Raw genomic sequence first — 20,419 nt, 5'->3', positions numbered from 1 at the left:
CTGCGGAGGCTAAGTCGCTGCGCATCCAGGCCGCGCTGTTCGGCTGCAGCCAGCCGCCGCCGTCGTACTTCTAGATCTTTGCTGAGTAAGCCTTCGGCAGCTTCAGTCCGCGCTCTTCCATGACGGTGCGCAGGCGGGTGGGGTAATCGCTGATGATGCCGTCCACGCCGAGGTCCATCAGTCGGTTCATGTCCGCGGTGGTGTTGACGGTCCAGGGGATGACCGGCAGGCCGAGCTCATGGGCTTCGGTGATCATGCCGGGGGTGACGGAGCGGAAGGCGGGGGAGATGGAGTCGTAGCCCTGGGCCGCCGCTGCCTTCGCGAGGGACCCGCCATAGGTGTCGATGTCGATGCCGCCGAGGTTGGGGCTGGCGCCGGGCTTCCCGACCTCCAGCCAGGCGTCGCCGCTGGACAGCGCAGCGAGCGGCAGTTCCGGGGCGATCTTCTTAGTCAGGTTCAGCGACGACCAGTCGAACGACTGCACCGTGCTTCGCTCGGCCATGCCGGAGGCCTGGATTTCCGTGACCACGGCCTTGGTCAGGGCCACCATGCCCTCGCCGCCGGCCTTCCCGTCCTCCACTTTGGTCTCGATGTTGAAGCGGACCTTCTTGGCGCCGGCGTCGCGAACCAGCCCGAACACGTCCTTGAGTTCAGCGATCCGGTTGCCCTCGATCACGTCCTGCTCCGGGTAGCCCCTGAGCTGGGTAAACCCGCAATCCAGCGTCTTGACCTGGGCCAGCGACAGCTCCGCGACACGGTCACCCACGTACGGGAAGCGGGCGTCGCCCGGCGTGGCCGGCGAGGTGTCCTTGCACTTGTCCGCCTGGATGGTGTCGTCGTGCCAGACGATGACCTTGCCGTCGTTGGTCAGATGGGTGTCCAGTTCCAGGGTGGTCACGCCGAGCTTCAGGGAGTTGGCGAAGGCGGCCAGGGATTCCTCGGTCCACTCGCCGCGGCCTCCGCGGTGGGACTGCAGGTCAAAGGAACCGTTGCTCTCGTTGGTCTTGATGCTGTCGGTTGCCTTTGCGGCAGCGGTTGCGGCAGCGTTCGACGACGGCGCGGAGCCGGCTTCGGCGTGTGGAGCGGCGACGGCGGGGCTCGCCAGGGAGGCGATGAGCGCGGCGGCGGCCGCGGCAGTCAGGACTGTGCGCATGGTGATGGTTCCTCCTGGGTGACGGTTACCGGCGTTGCGCCGGCGACCCGTCAACCCTACGGAGACGAGATGGACTGCCGTGTTCGGCGATCTGGACGTCGGGTGAACACTTTATCGCCGCGCCGGGAGCCGCGGCCGTCCGGGTGACGACGTTCCAGCCCTATTACTCGGTTCCGGAACCCATTTCGGCTTGAGGAAACCGCGGGATTCCGGGGGATTCCGCGGGTGCCGGACGGTGCGCGTGCAAGTAACTGGGCGGGAGCGTCGTGACGGAGCCCCGCGGCGGCCATCTGCGGCGAACCGGTGGCATGGTGGCCCGCTCCTCAAGCGTGTCGAGGACGGCCTGTACCCGCGCCTATTTGCTGCGGAACCCGCTGTCCGTGATGGCTTCCCGGAGCCGCTCCGGAGTGGTTTTGATACAGATTTCGAAGACCTTTTCCATGGACTTTCGAATCTGGTTTTCAGGTCAGACCGGCTTACTCCAGCAGCTGAGCTCGCCGAGGGCAGGATGCGTGAATCTATCGTGCGACTGCTGGCGGGCGCCGTTTGCGGGCGCCCATTTATCACAGATGGCCGCTATGGGATCTCCCAAGACGGCCATCGTTGTCCATTTGCCACAGATGGCCGCTATGGGATCTCCCAAGACGGCCATCGTTGTCAATTTGCCACAGATGGCCGCTATGGGATCTCCCAAGACGGCCATCGTTGTCAATTTGCCACAGATGGCCGCTATGGGACTTCCCTTGGCGGCCATCTTCGGCGAATCGTTGACCTGGTGGCCGCCCCGTCTCTGCCGCGGTTGCTGGTGGCCGCCTCGTCGGCGACCATGCCCCAACGAATCTGCCGGCCCGCAACCACGAAGCCCCGCCGCTGGGCATGCTCAGTGGCGGGGCTGCTGTGTTCGTCCAGGCTCCCGGTACCTTGTTTGGTAGCCCCGGGTGACGACGTTCCAGCCCAGTTACTCGGTTCCGGAACCCATTTCAGCTCCAAGAAACCGCGGGATTCCGTGGGATTCCGCGGGTGCCGGACGGTGCGCGTGCAAGTAACTGGGCGGGAGCGTCGTGCCGGAGCCCCGCGGACCCCAAATGGCGGCCATCTTCGGCGAACGGCTGGAGGACCGACAGTCTCTTGATCAGACCCGCTCCTCCGGCGCGGATACCGGTGCGGATATCGGCGCCGTCTCCGCGCCGGATGGGTTCCCGCCGTCACAGTGATACTGCCGCAGGACGTTGGACCGGGACGGGTGTTTAAGCTTCTTCATAGCCACGACCTCGATCTGGCGGACGCGGTCGCGGGTCACGCCGAACTCTTTTGCGACAGCAGCCAGGGTCATCCCGTCACCGCTCGTCAGGCCGAAGCGCATCGCAATGACCGCTGCCTCCCGCTCCTCAAGCGCGTCGAGGACGGCCTGTACCCGCGCCTCCAGCTCTTGATGGAAAAGCACATCTGTCGCGTCGAGATCAGCAGGTCCACCAGTTGTTCGGCCAGCGCTTCGGTTCCGCCTTTGACGATGGTCCGAAGCTCGCCTGTGTCCTTGCTGGGCCGCGATGTTCCGTCCGCCAGGAGGTGTTCCGCGGAAAGTCCTGCCTCGATTTCTTGCGCCAGTTCCATTTCCTGCCGCTACCTGACGGCGGTTCCGGCCAGTCGGCGTCGTCCGGCGGGAACGAGGCAGGGACCGAGGCAGCCGCCGCAAGCCCGGGGGCCGTCCTTTCGATTGCCTTGTGGATCAGGTCCGTCATGTCAGCCCCCGTTGAACTCGCCAAGCTCGTTAAGGCAGGCTACTGGGCCGGTGTGACAATCTACGGGCGGTTCATAGGTAATCAATGACATCACGGTCCTGCGGGCCTCGGGGGATCCTCGTGCCAGGCACCAGCCAGAAGCAAGGCCCGCGCAATCGGACAGCTCGAATCCCTTGGCCACCAGGTTACCCTCGAGCCCCTTCAATGATCGGGATAACGACCGGCCAGAATGCCAACCCGCCGGATCCTGCGGTCACCGACACCTGGTCACCGCAATTTGCATGTCAGTTCTGCGACGCCAGGAACTTCGGGGCAAAACTTAACGTCTATCAACCGGGCATGGTCATTTGAAATCGCGGACCGATCGTTATGCCCCGCTACGTTTCGGGGCCAATCGCCCCGGGAGCGGATCCTAAAGCCGCGGTCGGCTCCAGACTTAAGGGACATTGATCGACCCTTGGAGGGTGACATGAGCAGATCAGCAACTTCCGGCGTCGCGGTTTCCGCGGCATTTCTCTTCGCCTTGCTGCTCGTGGGCTGCGGCCAGCCGGCAGCGCCCCCGGCGACCTCGACGACGACGACGGCGACCTCGACGACGACGGCGCCTGCCGAGTCTAGCCCCAGCGCCACGGTGAGCAGGCCGGCGTCGCCAACCTCAACCCCCAGTCTCGCTGCGTCCGCAGCCTGGACTAAGTACACGACGACCGACGGCCAGTTGACTTTCGATTTGCCTACGGCCTGGAGCATTAGGGATCCCGCTGGGGATTTGCCTGAAGGTGGTGGCGCATTCGCGGAAGTTACCAACCAGGGCGGGAAGCCGATGGCAACACTCCGCACCAACATGGCCGTGGGGTCCGCCTGCGTGGAGCGGTTCCCATATTCGGTATTGGAAACCCAGCCGATGGCCGCCCTGACCCAAGGCGGCTCCACGCCGCGGTATGTCTTTGAGACCCGCGGAGACGTCACGGCGCCGTATCCCACCATCAACACCGTAGCTGCGTACGGAATCGAGACAGCCGCCGCACCCACGGGGGAAGTGGCGTGCCCCATCTTCCACTTCTTCACGTGGCCCCCGACGTCCGCGAGCTTCGGCGCGGGCTATAACTCAGAGAACAATGAGACTCCCGGCGACCCGTCGCTGCCGTACCTCGAAAAGGCCAAGCTTTACATGGGCACGCCCGAGTACCTGGATATCAAGCGGATGATCACCTCGTTGCGGCCGACATCGTAGGCTGCCAGTGATAATCGAAAACCGCCAGGACAAACTGATCGGTCCAATAATTGGGTTACCAGCCGTACGGGCCGCAGGACCATACCCATCCGAAAGAGGCCGGAGTCCGGCCCTGCCGGTGCCAGCTAATTTGTGTCCGGGTCCCCGCGCCGCAGGTGCCGGTGGTGCAGCTCGTAGCTGTCGAACACATCGGAGGATGTGGTTCCGGAGTGGCCGAAATTGCCGCGAAGGATCTCCGCAAGTGCGTCCAGCGCCGCGTGGAGCATCCGTCCGGCGAACTGGAGTTCCGGGCTCTCGCTGCGCTGGGCCTGGGATGCCAGCTCCTGGGCGTAGGCCACCGTGGCCGGCAAGGAGCCGCGCTGCTCGACTTCACGGAAGTAGTAGGTTTCATGGAACGCCAGCAGATCTATGCTCACCGAAGCCACGTTTCCGGCCATTGATTCCAGCAGTCGGGCAGCGTGCCCGGGATCCAGCGACGATAGACCCGCCGGCCCTGCAGCCTCCCTGAACAGGTTCAGTTGGTGGGCAAGGGTCCGACGGCGGTTCAGGGCCGGGTACGTTTGCAGGATCCAGGTGACAGTTGCCGTCAGCAACCCGAAACCGGTGACGGCCTGGAGGGCCACCACCAGCCTGAGCAGCGGATACGCCGGCACGATGTCGCCGAACCCCACAGTGGAAAGAGTGACAAGGGAGATATAGAGCGCCTCGGCAAAGTCGCCCTGCTGTGGAATTCCGGCTCCATGCACAAAACCGGCCGGCAGATGGGGCAGATAGAGCAGTGCCCAGCCGATGGCCGCCAGAGCTGCCCAGGTGCCAATGACGGCGGCCATGGCCAGAGGTGCTGCGATGAAGGAGCCCCGGCCGCGCAGTTTTCTGGACACCAGCCAGAATCCGCGCATGATCGCCCGGCCTACAGGCCCGGTGCCGTGCGGGTAAAGGAGCGTACTGAAAACGTCGACGAGCATCAGCAGAATCAGCCCGGCCCCCAAAACCGTCCAGAGCGTGCCCTCAAAGTCCATGCCTCATCTTATGGGCGGCACAGCCTCGAAACCGCGACGGGCTGCGTGCCCCCGCAGCCTCAGGAGCAGCCACACTGTTCGCGGGACCGGCCATAGGATAGCCAGCGCAAGAATCAATGCCAGCGAGACGCCGACGTCGGGGAACTGGCGGACCACGACGAACAGGTGGGTGTCGAAGCGGGCGGGTGCGTAGATGAGGCACAGCCACAGCGCAAACCCGTCGAGGGCCAGGGCCGCAGCGGCCCAGGCCAGGAGAGCCAGCCGCTTCCCGGCAGGGGCACGTCGCTGGGACAACAGGAACCGGAGTGCCAGCCACAGGCTCAGCAATTCCGCCAGCAGCAGCCCGAGCGCGACCGCCCAGCTGTAGCGCTGCAGCCAGTCCTCGAACACCACCGCAGGCACCGGCGCCTGGCCTTGGAGAATCCGCAGAAGGTTGGTATCGATCGACTTTAGCCGCGACGGGGCGGAGGTGTCATTGGCGTTGATGACCAGGGCGAGGCCCAGCCGGGAGGAGGGAACCATGGCCAGGTAGGTGTGGCTGTTGCCCCATTCCCCCTGATGCTCCAGAAGAACGGGCAACGACTCTTCCGGAGCGGGCGGTGCTGCGGGATCGGTGGACTCGACCAACGGCCGGGTGAACCAGCCCATGGCGTAGCGCTGGGATTCGCTGACCTGCACCCGCGGCTCGAACATCGCCGCCACGCTCCCGGGCCGGAGGATCCGGGCGTCGCCGTACCGGCCGCCGTCGAGCAGTGCCATCAGTTGGTGGCTCAGGTCCTCGGCCGACGAGTACATCGTGGCGGACGGCATTCCCGTGGTGGGAGCCGGGACATCAGTCTGGCGCCACCACGCGCCAAACCACCGCGAGTAGCCAGCGGCCGCATTGCCTGCCCGGGCATCAGCGCGCGTCGAATGGCTGTTGGCCATCTCCAGGGGTCCGAAGATGTGCTGCTCCAGGTAGGCGCCAAACGGCTGGCCGGAGACGGTCTGCACCAGGAAGCCCAGGACGTTGAAGTTGGCGTTGGCATACCGGAAGCCCGCACCCGGCTCGCCGGCCAGCGGGGCGTTCGCCAGGGCCCGGATCCCTTCTTCGAGGGCTTCCGGGCCCTGCGCGTCGGAGGCTTCGAAGGCGGTGTCCTTCGCGGCCATGCCGCTGGCCTGGTGGAGCAAGTGGCGGACGGTGATGGCGGACGAGCGGCTGTCGGCCAATCTGAACCAGGGCAGATAGGTCTGCACCGGCTCGTCCAGCCGCAGCCGGCCGGCCTCAACCTGCTGCATCACGGCGATGGCGGTGAGGGTCTTGCTGGTGGAGGCCAGCAGTACCGGCGTCTGCGCGGTCATCGGCCGTCCGGAGTCATCCGCGCGGCCAAAGGCGGCGGTGTGCACCTGCACCCCGTCCCGGACGACGGCGACAGCGGCGCCCGGAAGTCCGAGGGCCTCGATTTGCTCCTGGAGGAAGTCGTCCACTTTCGCGTAGGCCTGCCCGGGATTCGGGGGTCCGGTGGGCGGCGCGGCCGAAGAGGAAGGTGCGGCCGAAGCGGCGCCGCCGAGGACGACGGCGGCCAGGAAGCACACGAGCAGCCGGAACGATGACCAGGATGTAATCCGCATGCCCGCACCTGCACTTCGGCTGACCGTCCTTTCACGGTACGGCCGGGCCCAGAGGAAAACAACATGTTCGTAACAGGAGAGTCCCAGACGCAGCCGGTCTTCATGGGCCGCGGCGTTCTGACTGATCCCAGGAGACGCGTCAGGCCGTAAACAACGAATCCGCCTCGATCGCCTCCAGGTCATGGACGGCGTAGCGGTGTTGTTTACACTTCTCATCGGGAATGGTGTGCACGCACGAGAGGACAGTCTCCGGCCGCCCTGCGCCCCATGGATTCTTGCGGCCCGCGGCCCGGCCCGCCCGCTTTCCCGTTGCGCTATCACGTATGGGCGTTCTGAGCGCTGAGAGCAGCTACAAGTGATAGGGCAACGGGTGTCCCTGGCGTTCGACGGCGTGCACGTCTCAGCCCGCGGGCTGCGGCAGCAACGGCTCCACGGACATTGACATCCACCCTCCGCGAAACCAACATGGCCTTAGGGAACAATCGGAGTCGGCCAGACCTCCGTCACCTCCCCGAATGGCCTTGACATGGTACCGACGATCGACCCTCAGGATGCTTCCGACGAAGCCCAGGCCGCGCAGCTAACCGCTCCTCTACAAAGTTGGGCTCACATCCTGGATATCGGATCGCCCGTGCGCGTCGAAGGCAGCTACGAGAACGCCGTGGCCACCCTTCGCGCTTTCGCTCGTCAGGGAATTGCCCGCGACGCCGCGGCCGTTGCCGAGCACGCAGAACCCGCTGCGATCGTCAGGGCGCTCACCGCCGCTCTGAACGCGATAGAGCGTTCACCGTTGCCGGAGCAGGAATGGCCGCGCATGACAGCCCTTCTCGGCGACGACGTTTTGGAGGGCCTGGTCGGCGCCTCCGTCTCATCCATTTACCGCTACCGCTCTGGAGAGCGACACACTCCGGACCACGTCGCCCAGAGACTCCACACCCTCACTCTTATCGCGGCAGATCTCGCAGGCAGCTACAACGATTTCGGCATCCGCCGATGGTTTGCCCGCCCCCGCGCCCAGCTCGACGGCCGGGCACCCGCCGAAATAATGAAAGGTGACTGGGACCCCGACGACGCTGATGTTCGACGAGTGAAGCAACTCGCCGCGGCCCTCACCTCGCCTCTTTCCGCATGATTGCCTATAGATAATGTGACTCGCGCTACCCCTTCTTTTGGGAGGCGAACAACCAGCCAGAAGCCCGGTGGCATGCTCAAGGGCAGGAACCAGTCCAATACCTTGCTGACACCCCCGCGGGAGCCTGGGCTGAATTCCTCCGCCACGAAGGGATCACCGAGGAAGTGGATCTCGCAGGGGTGTCGCGGGCGCTCTGGGCCGTCAACGTCGACGATGACACCTTCGAAACCCCAGACCTTTCCGAGAATCTCCTTTTCGGCGACGAGCACTGCTATCCGCAGTGCCGGGCCGAGGCGGCACGCCTGAGGCTGCGTGGCGCCATGGCCTTGCGGGCACCTTCAGCGGCCCTGAATCCGGGAGCAGCCAACGGGCTCCTGGTAGACAAAGGCGTTCACGACGGCCCGGCAGCGGATGGGCAGGTCTACGTCCTGTTCGGCCGCCGACCACGCACAGTCGGGTGCCTCATCGTTGACCACGGCAGCCCGCCGGCTTCGGTACTGCCGCGCGTCCGGCACCTCTAGAAACGCGGACGCCTTGCTCCCACAGCAGCCGGCGCAGCTCCAGAACACCAACTTGGAAATCGCCTACGGCGCATGGCACGAAGGCACAACCCGACCCCCTCTGGCACAAGAAGCTGCTTGACTTCAATAGGACCATCCACTCCACGGGACGTAGCCACGAAGCGTTGTCAGCGCGCATAGTATGGGCACATGGCGATGCCGATTGTGGCGACGAAACTCTTCGTACCATCGCCACGCGCCCAAGCTGTTCCCCGGCTTCGCCTCGTTAAACAACTGGACGAGGGAGTTCGTGCGGGACGAAAGCTGACACTAATCTCAGCCCCCGCAGGCTTCGGCAAAACGACTCTCGTCAGTGAGTGGATTGCAGAGACCCGGCGACGCAAACCAGAGGCGCGCGTGGCATGGTTATCGCTCGACGAGCGCGACAACTTTCCGGTCAGCTTTCTCAGTTATCTCATTGCCGCCTTCCACCAGGCCGATCCCGACATTGATTCGACCGGTCACAACTCTCAGCTACCGGTCGATGCGACGATGACGTCCCTCGTAAACGAGGTGGCACGAAGCCGGCACGAGATAATTCTGGTTCTGGACGACTTCCAGCTGATTGAGGAGGCATCCATTCGAGACGCTGTCGCATTCCTGATCGACCACCTGCCGCCCACACTGCACGTGATGATCTCGAGCCGCTCAGACCCGCTACTTCCCCTGGCGCGACTTCGCGCCAGGGGCGAGCTGACAGAGTTGAGAGTCGCCGATTTGCGCTTCACCCCCGATGAAGCTGCCACGTTCCTCAATCAGGCGATGGGCCTGTCGCTTTCACCAGAGGACGTCACCGCACTCGAAAGGCGCACGGAAGGCTGGATCGCCGGTCTCCAGCTGGCCGCACTGTCAATGCGAGAAAGTACAGACATTTCCGGATTCATCACCGCCTTCACCGGCAGTAATCGTTATGTCATCGACTACCTGATCGAAGAGGTCCTGGAGCGCGCGCCACTTGACGTCCGCGAGTTCCTGAGTCAAACCGCGCTACTCGACCGTCTCTGCGGTCCCCTCTGCGACGCGGTGACCGGGAAAAACGGCGGTAGTGAGATGCTCGCATCGATTGAGCGGGCAAACCTGTTTCTTGTTCCGCTGGATGACGAGCGTCGCTGGTACCGGTACCACCACCTCTTCGCCGATGTGCTCCGCGCACGACTGATCAAGGACGGCACCGACCACATTTCAAAGCTCAACATTCGCGCCAGCGACTGGTTCGAGCGCAATGATTTGGCTGAAGAGGCCATCAAGTATGCGTTTGCTGCTTCCGACTTCCCACGCGCAGCCAAAGTGTTGGAGGCAACCATTCCCAGTGTCCGCAAGAGCAGACAGGACGCGATGCTGCGGAGTTGGCTGGCAAAGTTTCCCAGCGACGTAATAGACCAACGACCTGTGCTGCGCGTCTTCTCAGCGTGGTCCTCAATCGCCGCTGGCGACATCGCCGCCGTCGAGCCCCAGCTGAGGGAGGCGGAACGTCTCCTGTCCGCCACCACCGAGACTGGACTGCCGGCGCACGGCTCGGAGCCGGGCGAAGAGTTAAGGAGCCTCCCGGTGACGATTGCGCTCTATCGTGCCTCGGTTGCTTTGGCTCAGGAAGACCTGGCCGGGGTCAAGGAACACGCTCAGCGCGCCGCAGATATCGCACTGCCCGACGATTACTTTGGGCGAGGGGCGGCGGCTGGCCTGTTGGGGTTCGCATTCTGGGCAAGCGGAAACCTTGAGGCGGGCGTGCGTTCATTTGGAGTATGCAAGACCAGTTTGGCCCAGGCCGGAAACCTGACCGATGCACTCAGCACCACGATGGTGATCGCGGACATGCTGATGCCGCTGGGTCGGCTTCGGGAGGCGCACCATGCCTACGATGAAGCACTGCACGAGGCAATTGAGCGGGGCAACGGTGGGCATCCCACCGCGGATCTACATTGTGGCATGAGTGAAATGCTTCGGGAACGCAACCTTCTCGCCGGTGCACGAAAGCATCTTGACGCGGCGTCTGACCTCGGAGAGGGCGCCTTCTCGCATGAGCATCACTACCGGTGGTTCGTCGGGATGGCCAGGGTCAGGGAAGCCGAGGGTGAATTGGATGTCGCGTTCGACTTGCTCACCGAGGCAGAACAGCACTACCGGCGTGGCTTCTCCGCCGACGCGCGACCCATCGGAGGAATGAAAGCGCGCGTGCGGATTGCGCAGGGACGCCTAGACGATGCACAGGCCTGGGTGAGGGAGCAGGGCCTCACCGCTGTGGACGAACCCAGCTACCTGCGTGAGTTCGGGCACATCACCTTGGCAAGACTGATGATCGTGAAGGATGCAGTGGACCCGCAGTCCGGCTCGATTCACGAGGTGGACGGGCTACTGGCACGACTCCTCGACGCCGCGGAAGCGGGCGGCCGGCTCGGTAGTGTCAATGAGATTCTCGTTCTGCAGGCGCTCGCCCTGGAAGCGCACGACCAGCTCTCTCGGGCGCTCGTACCGCTGGAGCGCGCTCTCGAGCAGGCGGAACCCGAAGGCTATTTCCGGCTCTTTCTCGATGAGGGCCCTGCGATGCTGCGGCTGCTTCGTGCTGCCGCGGGGGCGGGGGTCCGACCCGACTATGTTCGCCAGCTCAACCAGGCGCTGCGGCAGACCGAAGGCACGGGCCGGCCGGGCCTGCCTCTCCCCGAGATGTTGAGCGAGCGTGAACTTCACGTACTCCGGCTCCTGGCAACCGAGCTGACCGGTCCAGAGATCGCGCGCGAACTCTACGTGTCACTGAACACCATGCGCACCCGCACCAAGCACATCTTCCTGAAACTCGACGTGACGAGCCGCCCCGCGGCCGTTCGGCGTGCTGAAGCGCTGGGCTTGATCTAGACCGGCATACGAAACAATCACCATGTGATCACCCAATGTGGTGATGCCGCGTCACCACATGGCTTCGTAGATTCGGGTTGTTCTCAGGCAACGGTCTGAGGCAACTCAAAACATCGGAGAACCACAATGCGCGTCACCACTTCCACGCTCACCCGCACCGCTGCCATCGCCGCCGCTGTCGCGGGACTGATCTACATCGTCATCCAGTTCATCCACCCGGCCGACGTGGTCGCCTCACTAGCGAGTCAATCCTGGATGACCGTGCACATTCTCAGCTTCGGTGAGGCCGTGCTCGCCTTGCTCGGCGTCACCGGCCTCTACCTACGTCAGGTTCGGCAGCTGGGGGTACTCGGCCTCATCGGTTACCTAATGTTCGGGTTCTTCTTCATCCTTCAGTCGGCATTCAACTTCGTGGAAGTCTTCATCGCACCACTCATCGCGACAAGCGCGCCGCAGCTCGCCGTGGACCTCGTCGGGCTCTTCGGCCGAGTCCCCGCAGTGACGGACCTCGGGCCGCTCGCCGCACTGCCGTTGGCGGGAAGCGCGCTCTATGTCATTGGCGCACTGCTGTTCGGTATCGCGATCATCCGTGCGCGGGTTCTGGCCCGCGGAGCGGGCATCCTACTGATCGTCGCCGCCGCGCTGACGCCGGTCGCTGGCGCACTGCTTGCGCACCCGCTTGACCGAGCGGCCGCCGTCCCGATGGGGCTGGCTCTGATCTGGTTGGGCTACTCACTGTGGTCGGATCAGCGAAAGACCAACTCACTCCCGCTCGCCGTTAAGGACGAGTCCACTGTCGATCAGGCTGCCGCGGCCTGAAACTCGACCGCGACTCCTCGGAAAAGGGCGGGGACCAGCCCATGACTTCACCACAAGGAAATACCTCAATTGACGGCAATCACTACGAAATTCGTTTCGAAGGGCAGCTTGATCAGAGATGGAGTGACTGGTTCGAGGGTTTCACTCTGATCAACGATAGCGGTGGAAACACGATCCTCACTGGGCCAGTCATCGATCAAGCTGCCCTGCATGGACTGCTGAGGCGAGTAGGCGATCTGGGGGTCACCTTGATCTCGGTGAAGGTGCTCAGCACAAGCCCCAAGCCCCAACTTCCCCGCGAGTCAAAACCGTGAGGAGAACAGCACCATGAGCACCATCTGCGCCGGCATCCCGGCGCCAAGACGTGCCCGAGGGCAGTGGCTCGCACCCACCGGGCTCATCCTGCTCAGCCTCATCCCCGTGATCGCCGGAGCAGCGCGCCTCACAGAACTGACCGGTGGAGCCAGTGCCACCGAGCAAAACATCCGGTTCCTCGATTCACCGATACCCGTCGCGGTCCATATAGTGAGCGCCACCGTCTACGGCTTCCTGGGAGCTTTCCAATTCGTCCCTTCGCTTCGCCGCAGGGGGAGTAGTTGGCACCGAATCGCCGGACGCGTTCTCGTCCCCGCAGGTCTGTTCGCTGCGGTCTCCGGATTGTGGATGGCGGTTTTTTATTCCTTCCCCAACGGCGACGGCACGCTTCTGCTCGTCATTCGGCTCGTCTTCGGCTCCGCGATGGCGGCGAGCATCGTGCTCGGGCTGCTGGCGATTTTGCGCCGGGACTTCATTCGTCACGGTGCCTGGATGACGCGCGCCTACGCACTTGGCGTTGCAGCCGGAACCCAGGCCGTTGTGCTGGCACTCTGGATCGGCTTCGTCGGCCCGACCGAACCCTCAACCCGGGCCGTGCTCATGGGCACAGCGTGGGCGATCAATCTCACGGTAGCCGAGTCCGTCATCCGGCACAGGGCACGCCTGCTCCGCATCCGCTCCCGCACTCTCCGCCCTGTCGGGGCGGGGCGCGCAACCCTTGAGGCAGGTCAGCGGCCATCCCGCGCATTCTCATGAGGCCTTGGAAGAGCTGGTTGGACCAGGAAGCGCGGGTCGTCCAGACTCACGGGACCGAGGACCTGCTGCAGTCCCTGCCATGACGAGGAGGCTGAGTGCGCCAGCTCCGCGGGGCTGATCTTGTTGCCGCGTGCGGCATCGGTGATGTCGCGGACGATCTTGCGCCAGTCGGCGTCGGTACCCCGGATGTCCGATTCGCCGTCGTACCCCAAACGCCGTGCCAGTGGCTGGATCCGCGGCGTGAACTCCGCGAACACGCCGTCGGTGGCCAGTTGGAAGATCCGGAGTTGTTCGTCTTCTGTGATGACCTGCAGCGCGGGCGAGAGCCCGGCGTCGACCGCGTATTCCTGGAGCAGGCGGCCGCAGACGCTGTTGACCGTGCCCACCATGCTGACGGACATCTGCCGGGCGGCATCGGGACGTTCTTGGCCGAAGAGTTCGGCCTGCACCCGGTCAATGAGTTCGGCGGCAGCAACTGATCAGCGCGTTCACGTACGGTCTCAGAAGGGCGGATCTTTTGACTGGACTGGACGCCGTCGACGCCCGGGTTGCACGGAAAGCCGGTGATCCCGTGCGACGTCGGTGCGTACCAAGCGGGACGCGAAACAGCCGTCCACGTTCCCCGTGCGCTATCAGTTATGGGTGTTCTGAGCGCTGAGAGCAGCCGCAAGTGACAGGACAACGGGTGTTCCCCCGGGGAAACGCGGACGGCCACTTTTTCGTGTGGCCGGTCGGCTCAGTCTCGCAGCACCCAGGCGGCGTTGTTCGGCTGCAGCCAGCCGTCCTCGTCCAGCGGTTCTGCGCTGAGCAGCAACGTTCCGGCCGGCAGCTGAGCTGGCTCGGCGCCCATTGCGACGGCGACGACGAACCGCGGCCCGCGCTCGCAGATCAGCAGGTTCCCGGCCTCGACGCGCCAGGCGCCGCCGTCGTCCGCCGTGAAGACGCCCTGCTCCCACAACTTGCGGCGCAGCTCCAGCGCCGTGGTGACCAGCGCCAGCGACGACGCCGGGTTCTGCTGCTGGAGTTCGACGGCGTGCGCGCCCCAGCCCGCGGGTTGCGGCAGCCACGGCACTGTTGCCTGAACCGCGGCCGCAGAGTCAGGAAGCGAGAAGCCGTGGTTGAACGCCGCGTCCGAGGTCCACGGCAACGGCACGCGGGCGCCGTCGCGGCAGACGCCGCCGCGGGCCCACATGGGATCCACCCGGGCCTCGAGGGGGACGTCCACCTCGGGCAGCCCGAGTTCCTGGCCCTGATAGAGATACGCCGGGCCGGGCAGCCCCAGCAGAGCCACGAGGGCGGCGCGGGCACGCAGGGCACCAACGTCCCCGCCGCCGAACCGCGTCACGGAGCGGACGATGTCGTGGTTTTCCAGCGCCCAGGTGGGGGTGGCGCCATGGAGCTGACGCGCGGATTCGAGCTCGTTCCCGACGGCGGCCCAGGCCGCGGCGTCCCAGCCGAGTTTCGCAAAGGCGAAGGCGAAGACCTGGTGCATCTCGTCCGCGCGGGTGTAGCGGGCGGCGCGGGCCGGTTCCAGGTTGACCTCGCCCACCAGCAGGCGGTGCGGCTCATATTTCTCGGCGATCCTGCGCCAGCGGCGGTAGACCTCGTGGACTTCCTCCAGGTCCGAGACCTGCGGGTTGGACCGGAGACCGTCCACCACGGCCCCGGTGGAGGGCGAGTCGGGCAGGCCCTCGGCCTTGAACAGGGCATGCGCGACGTCGATCCGGAGGCCGTCCACGCCCTTGTCGAACCAGAAACGGAGCACACCGTCGAAGTAATCGCCGACGCGCGCGTTGCGCCAGTTCCAGTCCGGCTGTTCGGGGGAGAAGAGGTGCAGGTACCAGTCCAGGTCCGTCTCCGAACCAGGGTTGGCGCGGCTCCAGGCCCGGCCGCCGAAGACGCTCTGCCAGTTGTTCGGCGGGACGCCGCCGCCAGCAACGCCAGCAGCGCCAGACGGAGAGCCGCCGCCGTCGGACATGTCCACTGGACCCTGAACAAAGTGGAACATGTCCCGCTCCGGCGAGCCCGGGCCGGCCGCCAAAGCGGCCTGGAACAGCGGGTGCTCCGAGGAACAGTGGTTGGGGACGACGTCGAGCAGGATCCGCAGGCCCAGCGAGTGGGCGAGCTCCAGCAGAGTATCGAACTGTTCCATGGTGCCGAAGAGCGGGTCCACGCCGCAGTAGTCACTTACGTCGTAGCCCTGGTCCACCTGCGGGGAGGGCTGGAACGGGGTCATCCAGATACCGTCGACGCCGAGGGAGGCGAGGTACGGCAGCCGCGCGATGAGCCCGGCGAGGTCGCCCACGCCGTCGCCGTCGCCGTCGGCAAAGGAGCGTGGATAGACCTGATAGATAACGGCGGAATGCCACCAGTTCACTTCGGGCNGCGCCTGCGGTGAGGCCCTCGACGATGCGCCGCTGGAAGATCAGCACCATAATGACCAACGGTACGGTGACGATCACGCCGGCGGCCATCTGCTCGCCGAAGGGCGCCTGGAATTCGGTGGCGCCGGTGAACTTGGAGATGGCCACCGTGGCGGTCTGGATCTTCGGATCGTTGACCATGGACAGCGCGATGATGAATTCGTTCCAGCTGTGGATGAAGGTCAGGATCGCGGTGGTGAAGACGCCCGGCGCGGCGAGCGGCAGCAGCACCCGGCGGAACGCCTGCCACTTGGTGCAACCGTCGATCATGGCGGCCTCCTCGAGGTCGAACGGCAGGGCCTTCATAAACGTGGTGAGGTTCCAGACCGCCAGCGGGATAGCGAAGGACAGGTTCGGCACGATCATGGCCTGGTAGGTGTTGATCCAGCCGATGTCCGTGAAGAGCCGCAGCAGCGGCACCACCACGGAGATGCCGGGGAACATCGACGTCGCAATGATGACGCCGAGGATCACCGACTTGAAGCGGAAGGTCAGCCGGGAGATGGCGTAGGCCGCGAAGATGCCGAGGACCAGCGCGAACACCGTGGTGGTGCCTGCGACGATCAGGGAGTTGAGCAGCGCCTGGCCGAACATGGTGGAGCCGCTGAACACTTTGGCGTAGTTCTCCAGCGAGAACGGGGCCGGCAGCAGGGTGTTGTCGAAGATGTCCGCGGTGCGGCGGAGGCTGGAGACCAGCATCCAGTAGAACGGGGCCAGGCAGTAGGCGAAGATCAGGGCCAGGCCGGCGTAGACGCTGTAGGAGCGCCAGGTGCGCTTGGCTTTCGGTTTTCCGGGGCGGCCGACGGCGGTTGTCGCCTCGGGTGCGCCGGATGCGGGTGCGCCGGAATCGGCGGCGGCGTTGCGGAGGTCGGAGATGGTCATCGGGCGGCCTCGGCCTTCTTCTGTTCAGAGTTAGCCAGTGTGCGGGACTTCTTGGCGCTTTTCTTCGAGAGCAGTTTCAGTTCCTTAGCGCCGGTGACGTCGGCGCCGAGGACCTTCACGAACACGATCGCGACGACGGCGACGTACAGGAAGAGCATGACGGCGAACGCGGAGGCGGAGCCGTAGCGGAGCTGGTTGGATTCGTCCCACGCCAGCATGGAGAGGGTTTCCACCGATTCCTTGCCGGGGCCGATCAGCACGAATGGCAGGTCGAACATCCGCAGGGCATCGAGCATGCGGAACAGCACGGCGACCAGCAGGGTGGGCTTGACCAGCGGGAGCGTGATGGAGCCGAGCTGGCGCCACCAGCCGGCGCCGTCGATCTTGGCCGCCTCGTAGATTTCGCCGGGGATCACCTGCATGCCGGCGAGGACCAGCAGGCCGATGAATGGGGCGGTCTTCCAGACCTCGGCCACGATCACGGCGAGCTTGGAGGCGTCCCCTTCGGCGGTCCAGAGGATTTCGTTGCCGATCAGGGTGTTGGCGATGCCGTCGGACTGGAAGATCCAGCGCCACAGCAGGCCGGAGACGGCGGTGGGGACGGCCCATGGGACCAGGATGCTGGCGCGCAGGAAGGACCGGCCGCGGAAGGCGCGGTTCATGGCCAGGGCCAGGCAGAGGCCCAGGACGGTCTCGAAGAAGACCGTGGTGACGGTGAAGAAGGTGGTGTTCGAAAAGGCGTTGAGGAAGCGCCGGCCGGATTCGCCGACGAAGAGGTCGGCGTAGTTGGCCAGGCCAACGAAGGCATCCACGTCGGACACGAAGCCGTCCGCGTCCAGGCCGGACTCGGCGCGGTAGAGGGACTGGTGCACCGCGGATAGCAGCGGGTACACAATCACCAGGGCCAGCACCAGGAGGGTGGGGGAGAGCAGCATCGCGGCCATGCGGCCTTCGCCGGCGGTGCGCTGCGCGCGCTTCCGGGGCCGGGTGGGCCGGGTATCGGGGGCCGGCTGCGCGCCGGCGGGCGGGGCGGTCGTCGTCGTCATGCTGGGTACCTAACTGGAGTTGCAGCGTGCCTGGCCGGCCGGGGTGGACTGGCCGGCCAGGCGTGGGGTCTGAACTGCGGGCTGAGTTACTTGGCCAGCTCGGTGAGCTTGGCCTGCATGTCGTTCAGGGCCGTGTCCGTGTCCTTCTTGCCGGTGATGGCCGCGTAGGCCTCTTCCTGGATCGCCTTGGTGGTGGCGCCATACTGGACCACCTTGGGGCGCGGCTGGGCGTTGCTCAGCGAGGTAAGCAGCGTGGGGAAGAACGGGCGCTTGGCGACGACGGCGGGATCCGCGAACAGGGAGGCGTAGACGGGGGCGCGGGAGGACAGGGCGAGGCGCTTCTGGGCCTGCTCCTCGCTGGTGAAGAACTTGACGAACTCCAGCGCCGTGGCCTTGTTCGGGGTGAACGGGGAGATGGCGAGGCTGCGGCCGCCCAGGGTGGAGACGCCGGGGCCGTCGGTGCCGGGGATGGAGGTGATGTCGAACTTGCCGTTCACCTTGCTGGAGCCGTCGGTGGCGCTGAGTGAGGCGTGCAAGAACGGCCAGTTGCGCATGAAGACCAGCTTGCCGTCCTGGAACGCGCGGCGGCCCTGCTCCTCGAGGTAGGTGATGGCGTCGGACGGGAAGAGCCCGTCCTTGAAGCCGTCCACCAGCAGGTTCAGGCCGGCCTTGGCTTCGGGGGTGTTGACGGTGGGCTTGCCGTCGGCGTCGACGACGGTGCCGCCGGCGGAGGCCACGGCCTCGGAGAAGTTAACCGTGAGGGCCTCGTTCTTGTCGAACTGGCCGGTGTAGCAGGACATGCCGGCGGCTTCGGGGAGCGCCAGGATGGACTTGCAGGCTGTCTTCATGTCGTCCCAGGTCTTGGGCGGGGTGGCGATGCCGGCGGCCTTGAGCAGGTCCGAGCGGAAGTAGAACAGGGCGCCGTCGGTGTAGTACGGCGCGCCGAAGAGCGTGTCCCGGTATTTCGCGGCGTTGACCGTGGCGGGGATCATCTTGTCGGTGGGGACGGCGTCCGCGGGCAGCGGCATGATCCATTTGTTGGCGGCGAACTCGGTAGTCCAGACGACGTCAAGGTTCAGCACGCTGAAGGTGTCCGACTTGATCTGCGCGTTCTGGATGAGCTGCTGGCGCTGCTGGTCCGCGGAGTCGGGCAGTTCAATGAACGTGACCTTCTCCTCCGGGTGGGCGGCGTTCCACTCCTCGATGGTCTTGTTCGCGGCGCCGGAGGCGTCCCGGTTGGAGACGTAGTTGATGGGGCCCCTGCCCTCGAAGGACGCGGCGGCGGCCTTCGGGGTGCTCTTCGCTTCCGGAGCGGTCCCGCCGCAGCCGGTGAGGGCGACGACGGCGACGGTCAGGGATGCGGTGGTGGCGAGAAGAGTCTGCCAGGTGCGGCGGCGCTGCCTCATGTGTTGCTCCTTGTTTTCTGGGGTGGTGCGGGGTGGGTGGTGCGAGTGGTTTGGTGCCTGCGGAACTGCGGCGGGGGCTGGTTTGTGGCACGGGGGAGTGCCGGCTGCTGCCGTGGGTTTGTGCGGACTTAGCTGGTGTGTTCTCGGGTGCCGGGCGGGGCGGGCGCCGTTTGATGCGGCGGCGCCGTGGAGCCGCGCTCGATCAGCCGGTGCGGCATGATCTTCGGCCCCAGGTCGCGGGAGCGGAGCAGCTTCTTCACGGCCATCCGCCCCATCTCCTCGAGCGGCTGCGCCATGGTGCTCAGCGGAGGGTTTACGTGCAGTGAGGTGGAGGTGTTGTCGAAGCCCAGGACGGAGACGTCTTCCGGCACCCGGAGCCCGCGCCGCTGCAGATCATTAACGACGGCGGCACCCATCTCGTCGCTCATCGCGAAGATCGCGGTGAGGCCGGGCTCCTGCTGCAGCAGCTCGTCGACGCCGGCGGCGCCGCTTTCGTAGAAGAAGCTGCCCGTCGCTGTCACCGGGGTGCAGTCTGCTTCGGCCATGGCGCGGAGGTAGCCGCGTTTTCGGGGCTGGGCGACGTAGATCGACGCCGGATCGCCGGTGAGCAGGCCGATGCGCCGGTGGCCGAGCCGGAGCAGGTGACGGGTCGCGTCGTAGGCTGCCTGCTCGTCGTCGATGGCCACGCTGGGCGAGCCCGACTTGTCACTGATGGCGACCGAGATGATGGGGACGTTGGGCCCTAGCAGCTGCCTGGTCTCCGGCGTGATCACCGCGGAGATGAGAATGACGCCGGCGGCCCGGTAGGTGCGCAGCGTCCGCAGGTAGCCGGCGATGTAGGCGGATTTGGCGCCGGTGCGGCCAAGCATCACGGCGAAGCCGCGTTCCTGAGCTTCCTCCTCCACACCCTGCATGACCTGGGAGGCCAGGGCATCGGAAACCATCGGGGCGAGCAGCCCGATCACGGACGTCTGCCGGGTCTTGAGGCCGCGGGCGAGGTGGTCCGTTTCGTAGCTAAGGCTCTTGACCGCAGTCTCGACCCGTTCCCGCGTCTCGTCGGAGTAGCCCACGAGCCCGTTGACAACCCGGGAGACGGTGGCCGGAGAGACGCCGGCGTGCTTGGCGACATCGCGGATGGTGACCACTGTTCCTCCTCCCTGAGGGTGTCTTTGTTGTCTGCTGCCCGCGTTACGTAATCGGTTTCGGAAAACGGTTTACGTAAACGGTTTCGTTGGGTGCAGGATCAACAGTAGGGGGTTGCGTGGGGATCGCGTTGCGTTTCGTAAACGGGTCCGAGGACCAGTTTGCCCACGGGAGGTTGATACCGTGGTCGGTGGTCACCCTGCTGACACTCGCGGGGTCCGAGGACACAGCCCTGTGTGCTGTCATGAGGTGGAGAGCACGCGCGTCATTCCAGGGCGCCTCGGTATGCAAGGCAGAGTTGGCCGTGGCGCACTACCTTGCGGATGTCAGCGAG

The 20,419-nt window shown here is 65.4% G+C and carries 13 protein-coding genes and 5 pseudogenes; 7 read left to right on the top strand and 11 right to left on the bottom strand.

What is annotated here, in order from left to right; all coding sequences use genetic code 11:
- Nucleotides 1–70 precede the first annotated feature (70 nt).
- From AC50X6_RS16420 to AC50X6_RS16410, 3 genes and pseudogenes are all read right to left on the bottom strand, one after another.
- Nucleotides 71–1,153: a glycerophosphodiester phosphodiesterase family protein gene (locus tag AC50X6_RS16420; RefSeq protein WP_494967232.1), complete on the bottom strand. Its 1,083-nt coding sequence runs from the start codon at nucleotides 1,151–1,153 to the stop codon at nucleotides 71–73.
- Nucleotides 1,154–1,511: 358 nt separating this feature from the next.
- A pseudogene (locus AC50X6_RS16415) lies at nucleotides 1,512–1,627 on the bottom strand (ArsR family transcriptional regulator); the annotation flags it as partial.
- Nucleotides 1,628–2,366: 739 nt separating this feature from the next.
- Nucleotides 2,367–2,561, bottom strand: a pseudogene (locus AC50X6_RS16410) (sigma factor-like helix-turn-helix DNA-binding protein); the annotation flags it as partial.
- A gap of 800 nt (nucleotides 2,562–3,361) precedes the next feature.
- Here AC50X6_RS16410 and AC50X6_RS16405 point away from each other — a divergent pair.
- Nucleotides 3,362–4,123 (top strand): hypothetical protein, encoded by a 762-nt coding sequence (locus AC50X6_RS16405; RefSeq protein ID WP_494967231.1) that lies wholly within the window; start codon nucleotides 3,362–3,364, stop codon nucleotides 4,121–4,123.
- 125 nt (nucleotides 4,124–4,248) lie between these two features.
- On the opposite strand, the gene AC50X6_RS16400 is transcribed toward AC50X6_RS16405, so the two are convergent.
- A complete protein-coding gene (locus tag AC50X6_RS16400; protein ID WP_494967230.1) occupies nucleotides 4,249–5,142 on the bottom strand; it encodes a potassium channel family protein in 894 nt (297 codons plus the stop codon).
- Nucleotides 5,143–5,145: 3 nt separating this feature from the next.
- On the bottom strand, nucleotides 5,146–6,753 hold the full coding sequence (locus AC50X6_RS16395; protein ID WP_494967229.1) for a serine hydrolase domain-containing protein: 1,608 nt from the start codon (nucleotides 6,751–6,753) through the stop codon (nucleotides 5,146–5,148).
- A 526-nt stretch (nucleotides 6,754–7,279) separates the two neighbouring features.
- Here AC50X6_RS16395 and AC50X6_RS16390 point away from each other — a divergent pair.
- From AC50X6_RS16390 to AC50X6_RS16365, 6 genes and pseudogenes are all read left to right on the top strand, one after another.
- On the top strand, nucleotides 7,280–7,885 hold the full coding sequence (locus AC50X6_RS16390; RefSeq protein ID WP_494967228.1) for a hypothetical protein: 606 nt from the start codon (nucleotides 7,280–7,282) through the stop codon (nucleotides 7,883–7,885).
- Between the two features lie 56 nt (nucleotides 7,886–7,941).
- A pseudogene (locus AC50X6_RS16385) lies at nucleotides 7,942–8,406 on the top strand (RES family NAD+ phosphorylase); the annotation flags it as partial.
- Nucleotides 8,407–8,595: 189 nt separating this feature from the next.
- A complete protein-coding gene (locus tag AC50X6_RS16380; RefSeq protein ID WP_494967227.1) occupies nucleotides 8,596–11,295 on the top strand; it encodes a winged helix-turn-helix domain-containing protein in 2,700 nt (899 codons plus the stop codon).
- A 126-nt stretch (nucleotides 11,296–11,421) separates the two neighbouring features.
- A complete protein-coding gene (locus AC50X6_RS16375; protein WP_494967226.1) occupies nucleotides 11,422–12,114 on the top strand; it encodes a hypothetical protein in 693 nt (230 codons plus the stop codon).
- 41 nt (nucleotides 12,115–12,155) lie between these two features.
- Entirely contained in the window at nucleotides 12,156–12,428 is a 273-nt protein-coding gene (locus AC50X6_RS16370; RefSeq protein WP_494967225.1) for a DUF8691 family protein, read from the top strand.
- 13 nt (nucleotides 12,429–12,441) lie between these two features.
- Nucleotides 12,442–13,185, top strand: a complete 744-nt coding sequence (locus AC50X6_RS16365) for a DUF2306 domain-containing protein (RefSeq protein WP_494967224.1) — start codon at nucleotides 12,442–12,444, stop codon at nucleotides 13,183–13,185.
- Here the strand turns inward: AC50X6_RS16365 and AC50X6_RS16360 are convergent.
- The 6 genes and pseudogenes from AC50X6_RS16360 to AC50X6_RS16335 form a co-directional block, all read right to left on the bottom strand.
- Nucleotides 13,158–13,646, bottom strand: a pseudogene (locus AC50X6_RS16360) (hypothetical protein); the annotation flags it as partial. The gene AC50X6_RS16365 and the pseudogene AC50X6_RS16360 overlap by 28 nt on opposite strands.
- A 275-nt stretch (nucleotides 13,647–13,921) precedes the next feature.
- A complete protein-coding gene (locus AC50X6_RS16355; RefSeq protein ID WP_494967223.1) occupies nucleotides 13,922–15,562 on the bottom strand; it encodes an alpha-amylase family glycosyl hydrolase in 1,641 nt (546 codons plus the stop codon).
- A gap of 88 nt (nucleotides 15,563–15,650) precedes the next feature.
- Nucleotides 15,651–16,202, bottom strand: a pseudogene (locus AC50X6_RS16350) (carbohydrate ABC transporter permease); the annotation flags it as partial.
- Between the two features lie 284 nt (nucleotides 16,203–16,486).
- The gene (locus AC50X6_RS16345) at nucleotides 16,487–17,536 is read right to left on the bottom strand and encodes a carbohydrate ABC transporter permease (RefSeq protein ID WP_494967222.1); all 1,050 of its coding nucleotides are present in this window, start codon (nucleotides 17,534–17,536) and stop codon (nucleotides 16,487–16,489) included.
- An 86-nt stretch (nucleotides 17,537–17,622) separates the two neighbouring features.
- Nucleotides 17,623–18,942 (bottom strand): ABC transporter substrate-binding protein, encoded by a 1,320-nt coding sequence (locus AC50X6_RS16340; protein WP_494967221.1) that lies wholly within the window; start codon nucleotides 18,940–18,942, stop codon nucleotides 17,623–17,625.
- A gap of 128 nt (nucleotides 18,943–19,070) precedes the next feature.
- Nucleotides 19,071–20,087 (bottom strand): LacI family DNA-binding transcriptional regulator, encoded by a 1,017-nt coding sequence (locus AC50X6_RS16335; protein ID WP_494967220.1) that lies wholly within the window; start codon nucleotides 20,085–20,087, stop codon nucleotides 19,071–19,073.
- Nucleotides 20,088–20,419 lie beyond the last annotated feature (332 nt).

This window comes from Pseudarthrobacter sp. HLT1-7 (assembly GCF_059383435.1).
This window is presented reverse-complemented; position numbering and strand designations above follow the sequence as displayed.

What these genes read in the sequence shown, in the direction of transcription:
- AC50X6_RS16420 (WP_494967232.1), bottom strand. Translation starts at nt 1,153, where the DNA reads ATGCGCACAGTCCTGACTGCCGCGGCCGCCGCCGCGCTCATCGCCTCC.
- AC50X6_RS16405 (WP_494967231.1), top strand. Translation starts at nt 3,362, where the DNA reads ATGAGCAGATCAGCAACTTCCGGCGTCGCGGTTTCCGCGGCATTTCTC.
- AC50X6_RS16400 (WP_494967230.1), bottom strand. Translation starts at nt 5,142, where the DNA reads ATGGACTTTGAGGGCACGCTCTGGACGGTTTTGGGGGCCGGGCTGATT.
- AC50X6_RS16395 (WP_494967229.1), bottom strand. Translation starts at nt 6,753, where the DNA reads ATGCGGATTACATCCTGGTCATCGTTCCGGCTGCTCGTGTGCTTCCTG.
- AC50X6_RS16390 (WP_494967228.1), top strand. Translation starts at nt 7,280, where the DNA reads ATGGTACCGACGATCGACCCTCAGGATGCTTCCGACGAAGCCCAGGCC.
- AC50X6_RS16380 (WP_494967227.1), top strand. Translation starts at nt 8,596, where the DNA reads ATGGCGATGCCGATTGTGGCGACGAAACTCTTCGTACCATCGCCACGC.
- AC50X6_RS16375 (WP_494967226.1), top strand. Translation starts at nt 11,422, where the DNA reads ATGCGCGTCACCACTTCCACGCTCACCCGCACCGCTGCCATCGCCGCC.
- AC50X6_RS16370 (WP_494967225.1), top strand. Translation starts at nt 12,156, where the DNA reads ATGACTTCACCACAAGGAAATACCTCAATTGACGGCAATCACTACGAA.
- AC50X6_RS16365 (WP_494967224.1), top strand. Translation starts at nt 12,442, where the DNA reads ATGAGCACCATCTGCGCCGGCATCCCGGCGCCAAGACGTGCCCGAGGG.
- AC50X6_RS16345 (WP_494967222.1), bottom strand. Translation starts at nt 17,536, where the DNA reads ATGACGACGACGACCGCCCCGCCCGCCGGCGCGCAGCCGGCCCCCGAT.
- AC50X6_RS16340 (WP_494967221.1), bottom strand. Translation starts at nt 18,942, where the DNA reads ATGAGGCAGCGCCGCCGCACCTGGCAGACTCTTCTCGCCACCACCGCA.